This is a genomic window from Peribacillus sp. NPDC096622 (assembly GCF_044762665.1).
GTDB lineage: Bacteria > Bacillota > Bacilli > Bacillales > DSM-1321 > Peribacillus > Peribacillus frigoritolerans_B.
Genome location: NZ_JBIWES010000006.1, coordinates 176,460 through 194,317, shown reverse-complemented (window position 1 = coordinate 194,317; position 17,858 = coordinate 176,460). Strand labels below are relative to the sequence as shown.

Below are 17,858 nucleotides of genomic sequence, written 5' to 3'. Positions count from 1 at the left end.
TTTACCTGGGTTGCTGCGAGACTGTAAAACTGAAGGAAACATGGTCCTGAACCGGTATCCATGCACCGATGCCTTGGGAAGTGATGTTCTTTATCGTAATGGTTCTTTTATTTCCTTTTAGGTTCAAATACACTTCCCCATATGTGACCTTGCCTTTTTCATTTACGGCGGAAGCATAGCTGGATAAGTAACCAATCCTATTTGAAGCAACATTGTATACTTCATCTTTTTTCGTACCAGCTCCGATGATCGTTTCAAAAGCCAATGGCAAATTCGTTTTCTCAGTGGCTTTTAACAGCATCATTTTTTGAACATCCTCTGTCTTAGGGATTTTCGCTGTCAGACCGCCGCTCACTGCCTTCTGACTTTCCTGGACATAACGGATTTTGTATGGAACTTCACCGCCGCGATTATCATAGTAATTCGTATTGATTTTTTGGTATTCCCAGTTTGGTGCCGTTTCCAAAGACTCATAATTCAATGCCCAATGGCCAAGGTAAATGGTCGCCCTGTAACCAAAAGCAAGCGGCGCCTTTGCAACTGCCGATTCATTCAACATATGGATGAGTTCTGGATTTTCAATCTTGATATCCGACGAATCGATCAATTGTTTCGCAAACGTACTTGGCTGAAGCATCGGAAGATCCTGGGTCGGGTTCGGGTACGTATTCTCCTTTGCAATATTCAATACGGAAGGAGGGATATTCACCTTTTTCGGACTTGCTTTGTCTACTGGTATATCTGCTGCAAAACTTACATTCGCCTGTATGAAGGCAATTAGGGCAATCATCGTAATAAGAATTGTTCTTCTCATGCTGTCGCACTCCTTTTGAGGGGTTCAATCATTTTGTTTATAGATTTTGTTTTTAGCCAACATTCTATACATTTCATTCCGATTTCAACTTTGTAATGAATTTGTAAAGTTCTGAATATTTACTTTTCTTTTGGAATCGGTTATAATTAATTTACATTATAAAAAGGAGGCGAAATCGTTCATACCTATTAAACCTTAGGAGGTATGCTTATCGAACAATCCATGAAACCCTTTTAAAGGATGACAGAAAACGAATTCGCCAATACTTAAATCTGATGTAAAAGGATGGTGTGACACTCTAGAATATTTTCTCAACTTTTACAAAGCATGATGAAAATTTTTGGAATAACTTATGAATGGTAATTTACTAATATAGAAATGACTCTGCTAAATCTAACCTGAGCAGAGTCATTTTTATTTTATAAAAAGAAAGACCTTCCGTATCGGAAGGCCTGCATTCTTATAATAAGTAAAATCCAATTCCCATAATGAAGTAAGCGGCCAATAAGGTAAGGCCTTCAAACCAGTTCGTTTCCCCGTCATTAGAAATCATGATCATCAGAAAGACTGCTGTAACCATTGAGATCAGTTCTGGCATTGTGAAGACAAGCGGCATATGCGTTGGATACATTAACGAAATAAGTACGAGTACAGGAGCTACGAACATCGCAACTTGAAGCGTGGAACCGACGGCTATCTCCACTGCGACATCCATTTTGTTTTTATAGGCCATTATGACTGCGGACGCATGCTCTGCCGCGTTACCCACGATTGCAACGATAATGACACCGATGAATAACTCAGACCATCCGAAGGTTTCCCCCACTTCACTGAACGTATGGACAAGTTTTTCCGATACGTACGCAACGGCCAATGTAGCGGCAGCAAGTATTATAATTGCCTTTTTCCTGCTCCACTCCGGCACTTCCTCTTCATGTTCCGCGGGTTTCTCCGTATGCTGATATACCCCGCGGTGAGTAACCAATTTAAAGAATAATGCAGCAAGGTATAATAAGATCAATATAATGGAAATTCCTACACTTAACGACATCGTGCTTGATTCACTCATGTCTTGTGTGAATACTTCCGGTATGACGAAGGCTACAATAACTGCAAAAATCAATAGACCGGCATTATGCCTCGCATCGAATACATTAAACTTCTGCCGTTTGTATTTAGTCCCTCCGACAAAGAATGAAAGTCCTGCCACCAACAATAAGTTTCCTAAAACGGAACCAGTTAAAGACGCCAACACGACCCCAACAAGCCCCGCCTTTAATGAAAAGATGGATATGATCAATTCCACTGCATTACCAAAGGTTGCATTCAAAAGACCGCCAATCCTTGGTCCCATGACGATTGCTAAGCTTTCAGTCGCCCGGCCCATGAAGCCTGCTAGCGCGACGATGGTTAAGCAATATACGATGAACATGATCACACTCGGCCAGTGCAATAATGACCCGATGACTGATATGGGGACGCCTAACAGGACAAGCCCAAAAAATATTTTATTCACGATACTTCTCCTCACAATCCTATAGTTCTTTTTATGTAACAAAAACTATCATACAAAATCTTTGTGCGATGACAAAGGAAAATTTTATCATCTTCTCCTTTCTTGTCAATATTTACCCAAATTTCTATTGCTTAATCCTCTTCCTAAGATGTAACATCAAGAAGGTATACATTTCTTAGGAGACTTGATTTCATGAATAATAAATTGCTTTTTAGCGTTTTAATCTTAATTGTCGGCATATCGGGGTTTTCACAGGGAATGCTTCTGCCGGTCATTGCCATCATTTTTGAAAATGACGGAATTAGCTCATCCCTGAACGGGTTTCATGCAGCCTCGCTTTATATCGGAATTCTGTTGATTTCTCCTTTTATGGAAGCCCCGCTCCGTAAATACGGCTATAAGCCATTGATATTATTTGGCGGGATAACGGTCATTCTATCGCTTGCATTATTTCCTGTTTGGAAATCATTCTGGTTTTGGTTCGTCCTGCGTTTCTTCATTGGAATCGGCGATCATACACTTCACTTCGCTACCCAGACATGGATCACTGCCATTTCACCAAAAATGAAGCGCGGAAGGAATCTTGCCATTTATGGACTTTTCTTCAGTCTTGGCTTCATGGTGGGCCCGCTGATGACGAAGCTTCTCGAGATTAATCAGTCTTTGCCTTTCATTATCACATCCATGCTTAGCCTTCTGGCTTGGTCCGCTGTTTTCCTTATTAGAAATGAACTTCCTGAACAGGATGATTCCGAAAGCACATCATTCGTGGGCACACTCAAAAGGTTTACGAAAGTGAGCCGCATAGCTTGGGTCGCTTTTTTACTTCCGTTCACATTTGGCGTGCTCGAAGCATCATTGAATAGCAATTTTCCTGTATTCGCCCTGCGCTCCGGAATCGATTTAACCGCCGTTTCCATCATCATTCCGGCATTTTCCGCAGGGACTCTGCTCACCCAGATTCCCTTGGGGATGATCAGTGACCGTTTTGGCCGGCGAAAGACCTTGCTGACAATCCTTTTTTCAGGGTTTGCCATATTCACGCTTGCAGGGATTTATTCCTATTCAGTGATTGGTCTATTCATCTGCTTTATGTTTGGCGGAATGATGGTTGGTTCGACCTTTTCGCTGGGGATCAGTTATATGGCAGATCTTTTGCCTCGAAACCTATTACCTGCAGGAAATTTATTATGCAGTATTTTCTTTAGTCTCGGCAGCATTGGCGGTCCATTTTTTGGCGGCCTGGTCATTGAACATATACAAGGCGGGAATTTTTTCTACATGATCAGCATCATGCTTTTCCTTGTCTTCATTTCATTGGCCTTGTTTAAGGAGAAAATGCCTGCTTCAGTTATGTAATATAGTTTATTATCTGGACTACTTCTTTTATTATTCAATTTGAACGGTATTTATCAAGAGTGCCTGTATTCGATACTTTATATTTTTTCCTAGATTAGAATCATTCTTCTTTATTTCTGAATAGGATATGTGGTAATATAATATTAACAAAAGGGACATCACCTTAATAAACCTTTGAAAACATTGCTGTCATCGCAATTACGGTGGCAGCTTTCATATTTTATCCAGAGAAATGACGTTGATTATCTTTCTCAATTATATATAAAGTAAATGATAATCTATATCATTTACACAAAATAGAGAAGAATGTGGGAGGGAATCTTATGACTACAGATACTAAACATTTAACCCAACCGGCTACATGCAAAACCACTTGGTTGGAAAAAGCAAAACCTCATCTAGAACTTATTGCCGCATTATTCAGCGGTTTATTAATAGTTTTGGGCTGGGCCCTTTCAAAGAACGGAATGGAGTCCGCTTCCATAGTCATATACTTAGCCTCTTTCTTGATTGGCGGATATGCCAAGGCAAAAGAAGGCATAGAAGATACGATTGCCGACCGGGAATTGAATGTTGAGATGCTGATGATTTTTGCGGCCATCGGTTCTGCGGTCATCGGATACTGGACGGAAGGTGCCATATTGATTTTCATCTTCGCTTTAAGCGGCGCCCTTGAGACATACACGATGAATAAAAGCCATAAAGAAATTTCGGCACTTATGGACTTACAGCCTGAAGAAGCACTGCGCATCACTAACGGATATGAGGAAACCGTGTCCGTTTCCCAGCTTCATATCGGGGATCTGATTTTAGTGAAACCAGGAGAGAGAGTTCCTTCAGATGGAAAAATCACGGATGGGCGTACCAATATCGATGAAGCGGCCATTACTGGCGAATCCATACCAGTCAGTAAATCATTGGATGATGAAGTTTTTGCTGGAACGGTTAATCTCCGTGGTACGATTACCGTGGAAATCACCAAACCAGCAAGTGAAACATTATTTCAAAAAATAATCACTCTCGTTCAATCCGCACAAAGTGAAAAGTCCCCTTCCCAGCTGTTCATTGAACGGTTTGAAGGGACTTATGTAAAAGTGGTATTGACGGTTGTCGGTTTGATGATGTTCGTACCCCATTTCCTATTGGAGTGGAGCTGGACCGAGACATTCTACAGAGCGATGATCCTGCTCGTTGTCGCTTCGCCTTGCGCCCTTGTGGCCTCTATTATGCCAGCTACACTTTCTGCCATTTCAAATGGTGCTCGTCATGGCATTTTATTTAAAGGCGGCATCCATCTTGAGAATCTAGGTAACCTGCAGGCAATTGCTTTAGATAAAACCGGTACATTGACAAAAGGAAAACCAGAGGTAACAGATGTCATTATCCGTAATGATTTAAACGAAGAAGATTTCTTATTTCATATTGCATCTGTTGAAAATTATTCGAACCATCCTTTGGCAACATCAATCGTACGTTATGCCAAAACGAAATTGCAAAGAGACATCATTAAACCGGATAATATGGAAGATATCTCAGGTAATGGTGTTCAAGCATACATCAATGGCGTGCTTTGGCAAGTCGGAAAAGCTGATTTCGTCGGTCGCAGTGAAGCAGAACGATTCCAAAATGGCATTGCGCTGACATTAGCTGAACAAGGTAAGACAATCGTGTATGCAAAAGATAATCAAGGGATTGCCGGTATACTCACTATGAAAGATGTCGTGCGTGAAGAAACCGTTACAGCCATCGAAGCTTTGAGAAATGAGGGCATCCATACGGTCATGCTGACAGGCGATGGTGAAAAAACGGCTAAAGCGATTGCCTCGGAGAGCCATATTGATGCATATATTGCCGAATGCCTTCCAGAAACGAAAGTGACTGAAGTGAAAAAGCTGAAAGAACATTTTGGCACCGTAGCAATGGTTGGGGATGGCATCAATGATGCACCTGCACTAGCAACAGCTTCTGTTGGAATTGCGATGGGTGAAGGAACGGATGTTGCCTTGGAGACAGCAGATGTCGTCCTGATGAAGAATGACCTGCCGCGCATCGCGGAAGCAGTCAAATTATCCAAGAAGATGAATCGGATCATCAAACAAAACGTCATCTTTTCAATTTCTGTCATCATGATCCTGATAGCATCCAATTTCCTTCAATTCCTTGACCTACCATATGGAGTCATTGGCCATGAAGGAAGCACAATCCTCGTTATACTGAACAGCTTAAGACTATTGAGAAACTAAACATAAAAAAGGAGCCATACAAGGCTCCCTTTTTTTATGTTCATTTAGTGATATCCGTTCTTACCGTTTGCAGAACCTGATGTTTTATGGTTCGAACCTTTATTTTTCCCTTTTTGCTTTGTGCTGCCATCCTTTTTACTCATGAAAGAACTCCTCCTCTTTAAAAGTTGTCATTTCTTGAATAGTATCCGCAGCATGATAGTCCGCTATTACGGAAACTCCAGGAAGTTCATTCACATTCTGGCTTTTTCTTTTCACTTATGAGCGCATTTATTTCCCCGCCCAGTATGATGATGAGCCCCGATAAATAAAACCAGACCATTAATACGATTATCCCTCCAAGACTTCCATATGTTGCGGAATAATTAGCGAAGTTCTCCACATAAAATGAAAACAAAAAAGAAGCGAGACTCCATCCTGCCGTTGCAAAGATTGCACCAGGCAGTACGGTTATACACTTCAGCTTAATGTTGGGCGCAATCCAATAAAGGATGGTAAACACAATTAAAAATACAAGCGTACTGATCACCCAGCGAATTTGGTTCCAAATCGTAAGAAACTCATCGGATTGTCCAATTTCGGCAAATAGGAACACTCCGATTTGTTTTCCGAATACCGGCAGCAATAAAACGACAATAAAAACAAAAATCATCGCTAAAGTTAGAAGAATCGACATTCCCCGGGAAATAAAGAAAGTTCGACTTTCTTTTACACCATATGCATGGTTAAATGCTTTAATGATTGCATTCATCCCATTCGATGCCGACCATATCGTTCCGATGACACCAAACGACAATAAAGTCCCATTCGCTTCCATTACTTCCGATAGGTTAGCCTCAATGATGTTCATCGAATCGTCAGGTGCATATGTACGGACGGTATTTAATATATCTTCTTGTGAAAATGGCAGATAGGCCAATAAAGTGAATAAAAAAATAAGTAATGGAAACAGGGAAAGTAGGAAGAAATAAGACAGCTGTGCGGCAAGCCCAGACACATCATCGACCTGTAACCGTTTTACCAAAGTCTTGAAGAATGAGCCTTTCAGCCATTCTTTTTTATTGGCCATACCTCCACCCCATTTTCTAATTTAAGGAAATTTGATCGTGATTTCTAGAAGATGGCTCTTCTTCCTCTGCAGCAAAAACTTCCTTCGTCTCCATCACCACTTGGGCCACTTGTGATGGAATATCTTTCATTTCCTCAACCTTTTGGGAAATGAAGGATACATCTTCGGAAATTTTTTCAACAGTGGAACGGACCTTGGATGATGTTTCACGTACTTGTGTAAGCACCCCATTGGGATTCTTCACGAATTCCTTCATATTACTCATGCAGCTTTTGCTGTTTTCCAATACAGAATAACGCGTTTGCTTGTCAAAAAGGCTTATTGCCGCCCCAGCTAACGCCCCAATAAAGACCGCTTGCATAAATTTACTTTTCTTGGCACACTTATATTCTTCTCGAATGTTGCTCATATATTCTCCTCCTCGTCATATATTAGTTGATGGATAATGGTAGCTATCTCCATTATACAATGTTTAAAAAAGTTTTTTCCTATCTTTTCCCAAACTCTCTAACTTTAAAACGCGAAGATGACCAAGTATATCGGGGGTCAAGCTTCGCATCCCACCCGAATATTCATTGACTTCCAGCGGTAATCATGCAAAGATGAAAATAATTTAGGAACGTATGAAAGGATGAAGGAAAATGGATTTAACGCAAAACACAGCCGAAAGTGTCGAGTTTATGATCGAAGCAATCAAGGATAAATTAAAGGTGATGAACTTTGGAGCAATCAAATCAACTCATTTTGATATCGAAATGTACGAAGAGCTGCACGATATTTATACAATGGTGATGAAAAAAACGAATTTCAGTGTCCGTGAAATGGAAGCGATCGCTGAAGAACTTGGAAGACTGCGTAATAAGTAATATTCAAATCCTCCCATACCGGTGAGGATTTTTTTCATTTTCAAAAAAATTCTGCTACATTTGATATAGAAATTTGAAAACGGACAGGAGTTGTAAGCATGGTAGAAAGAAGAACGCCCATCAGCATTGCAGAAGCAGTGGAAAAAGTGATGAAGCATAAATTAATAGGACAAGTGGAACTGATTCCTCTCGAGGACAGCCAAGACCGTTTTTTGGCTCAAGATATTGTAGCTACAAATGATGTTCCGCATTTTAACCGCTCCCCATATGATGGATTCGCCCTCAGGTCCAAGGATACTTCTGAAGGTTCCATAAATAACCCTCTCGAGTTCGAGGTGGTGGAAGAGTTGGCTGCGGGTATGGTGTCGACTATTCCTGTACAAAAAAATCAAGTGGCTAGAATCATGACTGGAGCTCAGATGCCAGCTGAGTGTGATGCCGTAATCATGCTCGAACTTACGAAGGAATTCGAAAAGGACGGAAAGAAGTACATATCATTTAAACGCTCACTTAAGGAAGGCGAAAACGTTTCTTTTCAAGGCGAGGATGCAAAGAAAGGAGATGTTCTTGTAAAAAAAGGAACAGCGATCAATCCAGGGATCATCGGCTTGCTGGCAACATTCGGTTATGCCGAAGTGCCAGTTGCCAAGAAGCCTGTCGTCGGATTATTCGCTACGGGATCGGAACTGCTTGATGTTAATGAACCGTTGCAGCCTGGGAAAATACGCAACAGCAATTCACATGCCATCTCCGCCCAAATTCGGAGGGCCGGGGGAGAAGTCCGTTTTTATGGAAAGCTTAAGGACGAATTCGAATTAAGCTACGATGCCATTTCGACTGCCTTGGAGGAAGTGGATCTGCTCATTACAACAGGAGGAGTTTCTGTCGGTGATTTTGACCTTCTCCCGGATATTTATCAAAAGATTGGCGCTGATGTCTTATTCAACAAAGTGGCCATGCGCCCCGGCAGCGTTACAACCGTAGCGGTATATAATGACAAATTTTTATTCGGTTTATCCGGCAATCCATCCGCCAGTTATGTCGGCTTTGAACTATTTGCAAGACCGATCATCCGCACTATGCTGTTTTCGGAACATCCGCATTTAAGAAAAGAAACGGCCCAATTGGCAGAGGACTTTTTAAAACCCAATCCATTCTCACGTCTGCTTCGTACCCGATTATTTTACGAATCCGGCCAGTTGAAGGTAATTCCAAGCGGTGTGGATAAATCCAATATTACAACAAGTTTGGCAGGTGCCAATTCACTGACCGTCTTACCTGGAGGGACACGTGGTTTCCAAACGGGGGATTTCGTGGACATCCTGCTCCTCGATGACCAGGAAGGATGCAAATGGCCTTGGTGAAGCCCTTTATTTTTCAGGTGGTTGGCTACCAAAATAGAGGAAAAACGACCTTCATAACGAATTTAATCAAAAAGCTTGGCGAAGCCAAATTGGAGACAGCCGTTTTAAAACATCATGGACATGGCGGAAAACCGGATGTTACAGGCACGAAGGATTCCAATAAACACTTTCTTGCTGGGGCGGCCGCTTCACTTGTTGAAGGAGATGGAACAATCGAGCTGCTCGGCAATTTCAAGGGGAGAGCCCCTATCACTGAGCTGATTCAATTACTGTGTCTATTTCTCCCTGATGTGATCTTAATTGAAGGTTATAAGCAAGAGGACTTTCCTAAGATCATTTTAATCAAGGAAGTAAGTGACCTCCTGTTATTGGAACGGCTTACCAATGTCAATGCGGCAGTGGCTTGGCCCGAATGTCTGGAACAAACCAGGAATCATGCTTCAGTACCAGTCTTCCCTTTGGATTCGGATGAATTCATTACATGGTTTTTAGAACAAATATGAAGGAGGCGGACAATGTTCATTCAATTCCCCATGGAAAAACGCCGCAAGATGATCGATAGTATCCAAGATTATGTGTATCAGGAACATGGGAAGGAAATCGGTGAAATCGCTGCTGAAAATCACTTGCAGTTCATTTTCGAAAATATCGCTCCCTTTATTTACAATGAAGGTATCAAAGATGCTAAAAAAGTCATTGAGGACAGATTAGGAAATATCGAAGAAGATTTGTATTCATTGGAACGTCCAATTGATTAAAATGAAAAACAGCATCATAATCGATGCTGTTTTTTTATGTTCATTGTTCGGTTAGAATAAGCGGGCCGTTTTTCGTTATGGCAATCGTATGCTCATATTGAGCCGAGTATTTCCCATCTGCAGTGGATGCCGTCCATCCATTCGGATCGCGGCTCGCTTTATATGTACCTACGTTTACCATTGGCTCGATGGTGAATACCATTCCTTCCTTAAGACGCGGACCTTTATTCGGCAGTCCATAATGCGGAACTTGCGGCTCTTCATGAATGACATTCCCTATCCCGTGTCCGATGAAATCACGAACGACAGAGAAGCCTTCCGCTTCGACATATGTTTGTATGGCATGACCTATATCTCCAATCCGATTGCCTTCCACACATACTTCAATCGCCTTATATAAAGATTCCTTCGTCACTTTCACTAAATGTTCGGTTTCCTTTGAAACCTTACCGACCGTATACGTCCAAGCAGAGTCAGCAAGGGCCCCATTATAATTGACGACCATATCAATCGTTACGATATCTCCATTTTTCAAAGGGGTCTTACGAGGGAAACCATGACAGATTTCTTCATTTATGCTGGCACATGTCGCATATTCATACCCTTTGTAACCCTTTTGTTCCGGCTTCGCACCATGTTTTTTTAAGAATCCTTCAACAAATTCCTCTATTTCCCATGTTGTCACACCAGGAACAATCAACTTTGCAATCTCCCTATGACAAGCTGCCAAAATTTTACCCGATTCATGCATCGCTTGAATTTCACGTGCAGATTTTAATACGATCAATCGTGACACTTCCTTTTTTATTCGTCTCTCCTTTTATTTTACTGCAAAGATTGAAGTATATGAATCCTTTAAAATGAAAAATCCCGGCAGCTGCCGGGATTTTTCATTATTTCAATAGATTGAGCGATTCCCGGTTAAATGCCGGAAGATCCTCAGGTGTCCTGCTGGTTACAAGCTGGTTGCCGCAAACCACAACCTCTTTGTCCAAATATGTGGCACCTGCATACTCCATATCGACTTTAATGGATGTATATCCTGTTGCGTGGCGTCCTTCAAGTGTTTTGGCCGTAATCAGCAACTGCGGTCCATGACAGATCGCAAATACAGGTTTTTTATCATCCATGAACGATTTTGCGAAAGATACGAAACGTTCATCAGCACGCAGTTGATCAGGCGAGAATCCACCGGGGATGAATAATGCATCGAAACTTTCTGGTTTCACCGAGTCGATGCTTTCATCAATCTCGACTTCTACCTCCCCTTGTTTCCCTTTAACAGTTTTCCCTTTCACCATTTCAATCGTCGTTACCTTATGGCCGGCTTCTTCGAATGCTTTTGCCGGTTCACTATACTCCGAATCCTCAAACATATTCGTTACTACACATGCAATATTTTTACCCATAATAATTCATCTCCTCAATTTTTGATCGAATGAACCTATTTGCACTTTATTTATGTTCCCTCTACTACTATAAATAAAACACATAATTAATAGTTGTCCCTTTTGTTTATGAGTAAATCCCTAAGTTTCCGGCTGTCCACTTTTTCCTTTACCCAATGCAAATCAATGTTTAGGATACAAGCCAACAACGTGTATCGCATTGATGATTCTTTTATTGATCCATTTCCTGTTTTCTTTTGTAATTTCCAAATATCCTTTTCCGCCCTTCTTCCGTGGTTACATAGTAATTAGGCAGGTTATTCAATGATAATGTGATGATGTCATTTTTACATTTCCTGCACGAACAAAATGTTTGGTATTCCATACCTGACATTAAAACCTGCACCCATGTCACTACGATTTCTTCCATCACATTTGTGCATTCTCTTTCCATATATTCTCCTTCAAAAAGAAAAACCCGTCCATTCCTGACAGGTTTTCACTCATTTATCGCTGTCCGTGGAACAATTAGGATTTCAACTCTCCTGTTTTTCGCCCTTCCTTTTTTCGTTTCATTGGAAGCAACCGGCTTGAATTCCCCATGTCCTTTAGCACTGAACATTTCGGGATCCAAATCCTTATTTTCGAGGAGAAGTTTCATAAAATTCACGGAACGCATCACGCTCAGGTCCCAATTGGATTCATACTGGTAATTTTTAATAGGAATATTATCAGTATGTCCGCTTACGATAATATTTCTAGGTAAGTCCATGACCAATAAATCCGAGATTTCTTTAGCGATTTTACGGTTTTCACTTCTCACCTCGGCCACACCCGATTCGAACAACACGTTTTCCCTAATTGAAATCAACATGCCTTCATCCGTAAGGTTCGTTCCCAATTTATCCGTTAAATCATTCTTTTCGATGTAGGCATCAACACGCTCCTGAACTTCCGTAAGTTCTTCCTGCTCGTTTTTCCCTAGCTTCTCAAGATCTTCTGCACCTGTTTTTTGTTCTGGTGACGTCGGCTCATTGCTGGGGGAATCACTTGGATAATCCATAAAACCCGTTCCGCTTGTAAAAACCTGATTAAATACATTGGACAACTGCTGGAACCTTACTGCATCAACCGAACTTGAAGCGAACAAGACGATAAAAAGCGCGAGAAGCAATGTTAAGATATCGGCATAGGGAACCAGCCATGATTCATCGATATGCTCTTCATGCCTTTGTTTCTTTTTCCGCCTAGCCATCTTCTCTCACATCGCCTTCCAACCACTTTTTACGATCTCCAGCAGGCAAATATGATGTTAATTTCTGTTCAATCGTTCTCGGCGCTTCCCCTTCGATGATCGATAAAATACCTTCTATCATCATTTCTTTGATTCTGACTTCCTGCTGCGATTTCCGTTTGAGCTTATTGGCAAATGGATGCCATAGCACATACCCCGTGTAAATCCCCATCAAGGTCGCGACGAACGCGGCAGATATGGCATGTCCCAATGCCTCCGTGTCAGCCATATTACCCAATGCAGCAATCAGCCCGATTACCGCACCCAGTACGCCAAGCGTAGGTGCGTATGTACCGGCTTGACTGAAAATCGCTGCCGCGCTTAGATGACGTTCTTCCATCGCGTCTATTTCCTCTGCTAAAATATCACGAATATAATCGGCACTCTGACCTTCGACTGCAAGATTCAAGCCATTTTTCAAAAAGGTATTATCCACTTGATCCGAAATGCTTTCCAATGCTAATAAGCCTTCTTTCCTGGCAATGACGGCCCATTCCGAAAAGGTTTTTATTAAATCTTCCGGCCTTGTCAATTTTTGTTCAAAGAATAAAATCTTGAATATTTTTGGTAGTCTTTTTAATTCCGACAAAGGGAAAGCCGTTACGACAGCAGCTATCGTCCCTACAATGATGATCAAAATAGCCGCCGGGTTAATCAGCGCCGTTACACTAACACCTTTCAACACCATTCCGACTAAGATGGCCACAATACCCAGAACTACGCCCAAAACTGATGTTATATCCATAATACTCACCCATTCATTTAAAGTCTCGTCTCCTCCTTATATCGGATGAAGTTCAAAAAAAGTGAGGATTATTTTACTATTCGATTTCAATTTTCATTAAATCATCACAAAATCCACCAACTTTATTGCCTACATAAGCTTAATCAACAGCACATTTCAATGGTTCTGGCACTTTATCATTTCGAGAATGGAATTACCAGCCTGTTCCGTTCGTACTTTTCTCATAACGTCTGGAATATGCGCATTTACTCGTAAGTTTTTGGGGTTTACTCGTGAGTTTTGCACTTTTACTCGTGAGTTTTGCACTTTTACTCGTGAGTTTCACTTTTTTACTCGTAAATTGCGGTTTACTCGTGGGTTTCGCGCTTTTACTCGTGAGTTTTGTGTGTTTACTAGTGAGTTTTCCACTTTTACTCGTAAATTTCGCACTTTTACTCGTGAGTTTTAAACTTTTACTCGTGAATTTTGCTCATTTACTCGTGAGTTTTGCTCATTTACTCGTGAATTCCGCAAAACGCCAAAAGGACAAAGCCTGTCAGCTTTGTCCCTGTTCTTGTTTCCCGGGGCTTCTTCCTGCCAGCCATTTTATGATTGGTGAAAGAAAAAATAAAATGAATAAGATCCTGAATAAATGAAAGCTTGTGACAACGGATAAATCTACATGCACAGACATGGCTGTGACTGCCATTTCGGCGACGCCGCCTGGCGCCATGCTCAAAAATAGTTCGTTCGCCTGTAAAGATAGGATCGGGGCAAACTGAATGGAAAGATAATAGCAAAATCCAATCAATAGGACATTACTGACGAATACGGCCCCGAACATCTTTCTGAAAAGTCGTGGATTATCTATTTTCAGTGTGTAGCCTAAATGTGCGCCGATCAACAATTGCGACAAGTTCAACCAAAAGTCAGGAATCTGCGGGGCACCTGGGCCTGCTAAATTGAATAGTGCTGCGGCCATCAGAGGTCCTAGCAAAAAAGGAAGCGGGAAATTGGCTTTCTTTGTGATGAAGATGGATAAAAGCAAGGTTAGCAACATCATGATGGCTAATTTCCCATCATATTCAAATAAGAAAAACGGCCGCTCCGTTACGGCCATTATCGCACCTGATTCAACTGACATTACATGAGTCACAACCCAAGGAACAATGGAAATCACCAGGATGACCCGCAGTGTTTGCATGAAACCTACAACCGTTTCATCACTATCCTTCATTTCCTCACTTAAGACCACCATCTGGGAAAGACCTCCCGGAAAACTGCCCAGCATGGATGTTCCCAAGGATAAGTTCATTCGTTTTCCGACAAACCAGCCAGTCAACACTGTAAATGAAATGATTGCGATTGTCGTAAAAAGCATGACGGGCAGATATTCAATCATCTCATTTAACGATTGTTTCGTGAATGAACTGCCCAGTTGTAAACCTAGAATGACCAATCCAGTACTTCTAAATGTTTTAGACCAAAACAAGTACTTCCTTAACTTCACTTTCGCAATCATCACGACGAATAATGGCCCAAGCATCCATGGCAGGTATATTCCTAGGCTATCAAACGCATAACCACCCAGGAATGCTAGAAAAGCTGTAAAAATGACTCTAAAACTCTTACTCTCGATTAAATTTGCATTCAAAAAAATTACCTTCTTTATCTAAGCGGTTTTTCATCTATATCTTAACATAAAATATGTTGGTTCAAAGCTGTCATCCACGCTTGTTTTCGACTGAAGCGAGTAGCGCAGTAGTGATAAATACTAAACCGGCTCATATGAGAGGATATATTTGCAGCCTCCAGCTTACGTTTTACAATAGGCAGAATGTTGGTCCCATCAGCCATTCCGATGTCAGTGGATTGGTTACAATTGGGACATTTGCCGTTCTTGGCGCGCTCGCCATCGTCAGTGCACTTTTATATTTCATCATGTTTTCGCTCCATGAAAAGAAACAGCGTGGCACTTCCACCATTTACTAGATTTCCCACCCCCACAAACTCGCAAGAAAAGGTAGAATGATATATATAGGGGGTCAAACTCTTATGGAGGGGTGACTAGATGTTATCAAATACAGAAATAGGCATTGACTTAGGAACTGCAAATACGCTAGTTTACAGTAAAAATAAAGGAATCGTATTTAATGAGCCATCTGTGGTGGCCATTGATATAGAGACTAATAAAGTATTGGCAGTCGGTGTTGATGCAAAAAACATGATCGGGAAAACACCTGGAAATATCGTGGCAATCCGTCCGCTTAAGGATGGTGTCATTGCGGATTTTGATGTGACCGCGCAAATGCTTAGGGAAATCATGAAAAAAGCTAGTAAGGCCCTAGGTTTATCGATTCGCAAACCTAGTGTAGTGGTCTGTACACCATCAGGTTCCACTTCAGTTGAGAGAAGGGCCATTCAGGATGCAGTCAAAAGCTGCGGAGCGAAACAGGTCCACCTTATCGAGGAACCGGTAGCAGCAGCAATAGGTGCGGGCCTGCCTGTCGAAGAGCCCGTTGCCAATGTCATCGTTGATATCGGCGGCGGCACGACTGAGGTCGCTATCATTTCTTATGGCGGCGTCGTTTCTTGCAATTCAATCAGAATTGGCGGGGATCAATTGGATGAAGATATCAGCCAATATGTCAGGAAAAAACATAATGTGCTGATTGGGGAAAGAACAGCCGAGGAAATAAAAAAAGAAATCGGCTACGCACTCGTTGAACATTCCGTGATCACCATGGAAGTCAGGGGCCGCGATCTTGTAACGGGTCTTCCAAAACCGATTACAATATCATCCACTGACATCCAGGAAGCCATCCAGGAATCGCTTCTTCATATACTGGAAGCAATAAGGGCCACTTTGGAAGATTGTCCTCCTGAATTGAGCGGGGATATCGTCGATCAAGGAGTCATCTTATCCGGCGGGGGTGCACTTCTCAACGGGGTACAGGAATGGCTGACGAATGAAATCGTCGTCCCTGTCCAACTTGCGGATAACCCGCTTGAATCAGTTGCCATCGGAACCGGGCTTTCACTTGAGGTCATTCACAAATTACAAAAAGCCGTGTACTAAAAAGATAGGAAACCCCAACTTGGGGTTTCTTTTTTTTATCATTCCAGGCTGATGTCCCCCCATGATGCAAACAGCAATCTCCACATTAAATAACTTCCCTGAAATATTTTACCTCGTTTAAGTAGAGAATAAGGAATAGTTTTTTTTACGTTCGAAAGCATGCATTTCTGTTTGGATAGGAATCACCTGTCGGACTAAATGCATGCAATGTTACATAATATGTGTTACAATGTAATTATGTTACATTAGCAAGAGGAGAAGATCTATGGAATATGTAGAAGCCTTTAAGGATATCAATCAAATCAGCAAAATGAAAACCTACTTACGCGCTCACTCCAGTCGGGATTATTTATTATTTGTACTCGGCATCAATACAGGTATGAAGATAAATGAAATGCTCGAAATCACCGTCGCCAGCGTTCTGGATGAAACGGGTAAAATCAAGGAGTTCTATGAGCAACGGACGGAAAATGACGAAGTCAACCAAATTTATTTGAACCTGAAAGTCCGTACCGCCTTACAAGAATACCTTAAAGGCTCGAAGGTTATCGAAGGTCAATTTTTATTTCTTTCCCCTAAGACAAAAAAGCCGATTACACGTCAACAGGCGCACCGAATCATCCATGATGCTGTGGAAGGTGCAGGGCTGACAGGCAAATTCGGAGCAAGTTCGATGCGTAAAACTTTTGGCTACCATGCCTATAAACAAGGAGTGTCATTGGCCTTGATACAGAAGCATTACCATCATTCAAGTCCATCGGAGACATTAAAATACATCGGTATATCCAAGGAGAAGAAATTCAAGACGAATATTGACGTTAACTTATAAACATTCTGCTCTCTTCTATTAACTCTAACCAACATTTTAAGGAGGAATTCCAGTGAAAATTAGAGAAAGTGAACTTCCTGGTATTGGCCAAAAATTCGAAATCATAACGAGAAATGATGAAAAGTTAGTAATCGTCATTCACGATGATGGCCGTCGGGAATTATACCATTTTGATAATGAACATGAGGACGTCATATCGAGCATCACCCTTAATGATCAGGAATCCCGGCAAATGGCTTCCATCATAGGCGGCATGGTCTATAAACCACAAGCACTTGAAACAATTGAAATGTCATTGGGGGACCTGGTGATAGAATGGTTCAAAGTCGAACCCGGTTCAAAGGCCATCAATCAAACGATCGGTTCGATTGATATCAGGAGCAATTATAACGTGACCGTCATCGCCCATTCTAAAAAAGGCAAAAAACAACTGAATAATCCTGGTCCTGACTCCATCATCGAAACAGGCGACACCCTTGTAATATCCGGTGAAAGAAAAGATATCCGTAACCTGATAAGAGAATTATTGACCGACGAAAGGAGTGACTAAGCTCA

The 17,858-nt window shown here is 41.6% G+C and carries 20 protein-coding genes; 10 read left to right on the top strand and 10 right to left on the bottom strand.

Going from position 1 to position 17,858, the window contains the following annotated elements; genetic code table 11:
- Position 1 precedes the first annotated feature (1 nt).
- Together ACIQYG_RS13615 and cax are read right to left on the bottom strand one after the other, a co-directional pair.
- Complete coding sequence (locus tag ACIQYG_RS13615; RefSeq protein WP_402838788.1) at positions 2–814, bottom strand: YfkD famly protein; 813 nt, start codon at positions 812–814, stop codon at positions 2–4.
- Positions 815–1,274: 460 nt separating this feature from the next.
- Complete coding sequence (gene cax / locus ACIQYG_RS13610) at positions 1,275–2,333, bottom strand: calcium/proton exchanger (protein WP_402838930.1); 1,059 nt, start codon at positions 2,331–2,333, stop codon at positions 1,275–1,277.
- A gap of 189 nt (positions 2,334–2,522) precedes the next feature.
- On the opposite strand from cax, the gene ACIQYG_RS13605 reads away from it, so the two are divergent.
- Positions 2,523–3,689, top strand: a complete 1,167-nt coding sequence (locus ACIQYG_RS13605; RefSeq protein ID WP_402838786.1) for an MFS transporter — start codon at positions 2,523–2,525, stop codon at positions 3,687–3,689.
- A 323-nt stretch (positions 3,690–4,012) separates the two neighbouring features.
- The gene (locus tag ACIQYG_RS13600) at positions 4,013–5,932 is read left to right on the top strand and encodes a heavy metal translocating P-type ATPase (protein WP_402838785.1); all 1,920 of its coding nucleotides are present in this window, start codon (positions 4,013–4,015) and stop codon (positions 5,930–5,932) included.
- Positions 5,933–6,161: 229 nt separating this feature from the next.
- Here the strand turns inward: ACIQYG_RS13600 and ACIQYG_RS13595 are convergent, their stop codons facing one another.
- Together ACIQYG_RS13595 and ACIQYG_RS13590 are read right to left on the bottom strand one after the other, a co-directional pair.
- Positions 6,162–7,001 carry a YihY/virulence factor BrkB family protein gene (locus ACIQYG_RS13595; protein WP_402838783.1) on the bottom strand — a complete coding sequence of 280 codons (840 nt, stop codon included), beginning with the start codon at positions 6,999–7,001 and terminating at the stop codon, positions 6,162–6,164.
- A 16-nt stretch (positions 7,002–7,017) separates the two neighbouring features.
- Entirely contained in the window at positions 7,018–7,410 is a 393-nt protein-coding gene (locus ACIQYG_RS13590) for a YtxH domain-containing protein (RefSeq protein ID WP_402838780.1), read from the bottom strand.
- A gap of 232 nt (positions 7,411–7,642) precedes the next feature.
- On the opposite strand from ACIQYG_RS13590, the gene ACIQYG_RS13585 reads away from it, so the two are divergent.
- The 4 genes from ACIQYG_RS13585 to ACIQYG_RS13570 all read left to right on the top strand — a co-directional run bounded on the left by ACIQYG_RS13585 (position 7,643) and on the right by ACIQYG_RS13570 (position 9,989).
- Positions 7,643–7,867, top strand: coding sequence for a DUF1128 domain-containing protein (locus tag ACIQYG_RS13585; RefSeq protein WP_034305672.1), 225 nt, complete (start codon positions 7,643–7,645; stop codon positions 7,865–7,867).
- Between the two features lie 98 nt (positions 7,868–7,965).
- The gene (locus ACIQYG_RS13580; protein WP_402838778.1) at positions 7,966–9,231 is read left to right on the top strand and encodes a molybdopterin molybdotransferase MoeA; all 1,266 of its coding nucleotides are present in this window, start codon (positions 7,966–7,968) and stop codon (positions 9,229–9,231) included.
- Positions 9,219–9,734 carry a molybdopterin-guanine dinucleotide biosynthesis protein B gene (gene mobB / locus ACIQYG_RS13575; RefSeq protein ID WP_402838777.1) on the top strand — a complete coding sequence of 172 codons (516 nt, stop codon included), beginning with the start codon at positions 9,219–9,221 and terminating at the stop codon, positions 9,732–9,734. Before ACIQYG_RS13580 ends, mobB begins: the two co-directional genes overlap by 13 nt.
- 12 nt (positions 9,735–9,746) lie before the next feature.
- Complete coding sequence (locus ACIQYG_RS13570; protein ID WP_402838775.1) at positions 9,747–9,989, top strand: DUF2164 domain-containing protein; 243 nt, start codon at positions 9,747–9,749, stop codon at positions 9,987–9,989.
- Between the two features lie 40 nt (positions 9,990–10,029).
- On the opposite strand, the gene map is transcribed toward ACIQYG_RS13570, so the two are convergent.
- The 6 genes from map to ACIQYG_RS13540 form a co-directional block, all read right to left on the bottom strand.
- Positions 10,030–10,776 carry a type I methionyl aminopeptidase gene (map, locus tag ACIQYG_RS13565; RefSeq protein ID WP_402838773.1) on the bottom strand — a complete coding sequence of 249 codons (747 nt, stop codon included), beginning with the start codon at positions 10,774–10,776 and terminating at the stop codon, positions 10,030–10,032.
- A 106-nt stretch (positions 10,777–10,882) separates the two neighbouring features.
- Positions 10,883–11,398, bottom strand: coding sequence for a type 1 glutamine amidotransferase domain-containing protein (locus tag ACIQYG_RS13560; protein WP_402838771.1), 516 nt, complete (start codon positions 11,396–11,398; stop codon positions 10,883–10,885).
- A 211-nt stretch (positions 11,399–11,609) separates the two neighbouring features.
- Positions 11,610–11,831 carry a late competence development ComFB family protein gene (locus ACIQYG_RS13555; RefSeq protein ID WP_402838769.1) on the bottom strand — a complete coding sequence of 74 codons (222 nt, stop codon included), beginning with the start codon at positions 11,829–11,831 and terminating at the stop codon, positions 11,610–11,612.
- Between the two features lie 45 nt (positions 11,832–11,876).
- A complete protein-coding gene (motB, locus tag ACIQYG_RS13550; protein ID WP_402838767.1) occupies positions 11,877–12,632 on the bottom strand; it encodes a flagellar motor protein MotB in 756 nt (251 codons plus the stop codon).
- Complete coding sequence (gene motA / locus ACIQYG_RS13545; protein WP_402838765.1) at positions 12,625–13,416, bottom strand: flagellar motor stator protein MotA; 792 nt, start codon at positions 13,414–13,416, stop codon at positions 12,625–12,627. Before motA ends, motB begins: the two co-directional genes overlap by 8 nt.
- 535 nt (positions 13,417–13,951) lie before the next feature.
- Complete coding sequence (locus ACIQYG_RS13540) at positions 13,952–15,049, bottom strand: AbrB family transcriptional regulator (protein ID WP_402838763.1); 1,098 nt, start codon at positions 15,047–15,049, stop codon at positions 13,952–13,954.
- A gap of 110 nt (positions 15,050–15,159) precedes the next feature.
- Here ACIQYG_RS13540 and ACIQYG_RS13535 point away from each other — a divergent pair, with 110 nt between their 5' ends.
- The 4 genes from ACIQYG_RS13535 (at position 15,160) to ACIQYG_RS13520 (ending at position 17,853) form a co-directional block, all read left to right on the top strand.
- Positions 15,160–15,387: a hypothetical protein gene (locus tag ACIQYG_RS13535; RefSeq protein WP_402838761.1), complete on the top strand. Its 228-nt coding sequence runs from the start codon at positions 15,160–15,162 to the stop codon at positions 15,385–15,387.
- Between the two features lie 79 nt (positions 15,388–15,466).
- On the top strand, positions 15,467–16,474 hold the full coding sequence (gene mreBH / locus ACIQYG_RS13530; protein WP_402838760.1) for a rod-share determining protein MreBH: 1,008 nt from the start codon (positions 15,467–15,469) through the stop codon (positions 16,472–16,474).
- Between the two features lie 265 nt (positions 16,475–16,739).
- On the top strand, positions 16,740–17,303 hold the full coding sequence (locus ACIQYG_RS13525) for a tyrosine-type recombinase/integrase (protein WP_402838758.1): 564 nt from the start codon (positions 16,740–16,742) through the stop codon (positions 17,301–17,303).
- Positions 17,304–17,355: 52 nt separating this feature from the next.
- Entirely contained in the window at positions 17,356–17,853 is a 498-nt protein-coding gene (locus ACIQYG_RS13520) for a cation:proton antiporter regulatory subunit (RefSeq protein ID WP_063234692.1), read from the top strand.
- Positions 17,854–17,858: the final 5 nt, after the last annotated feature.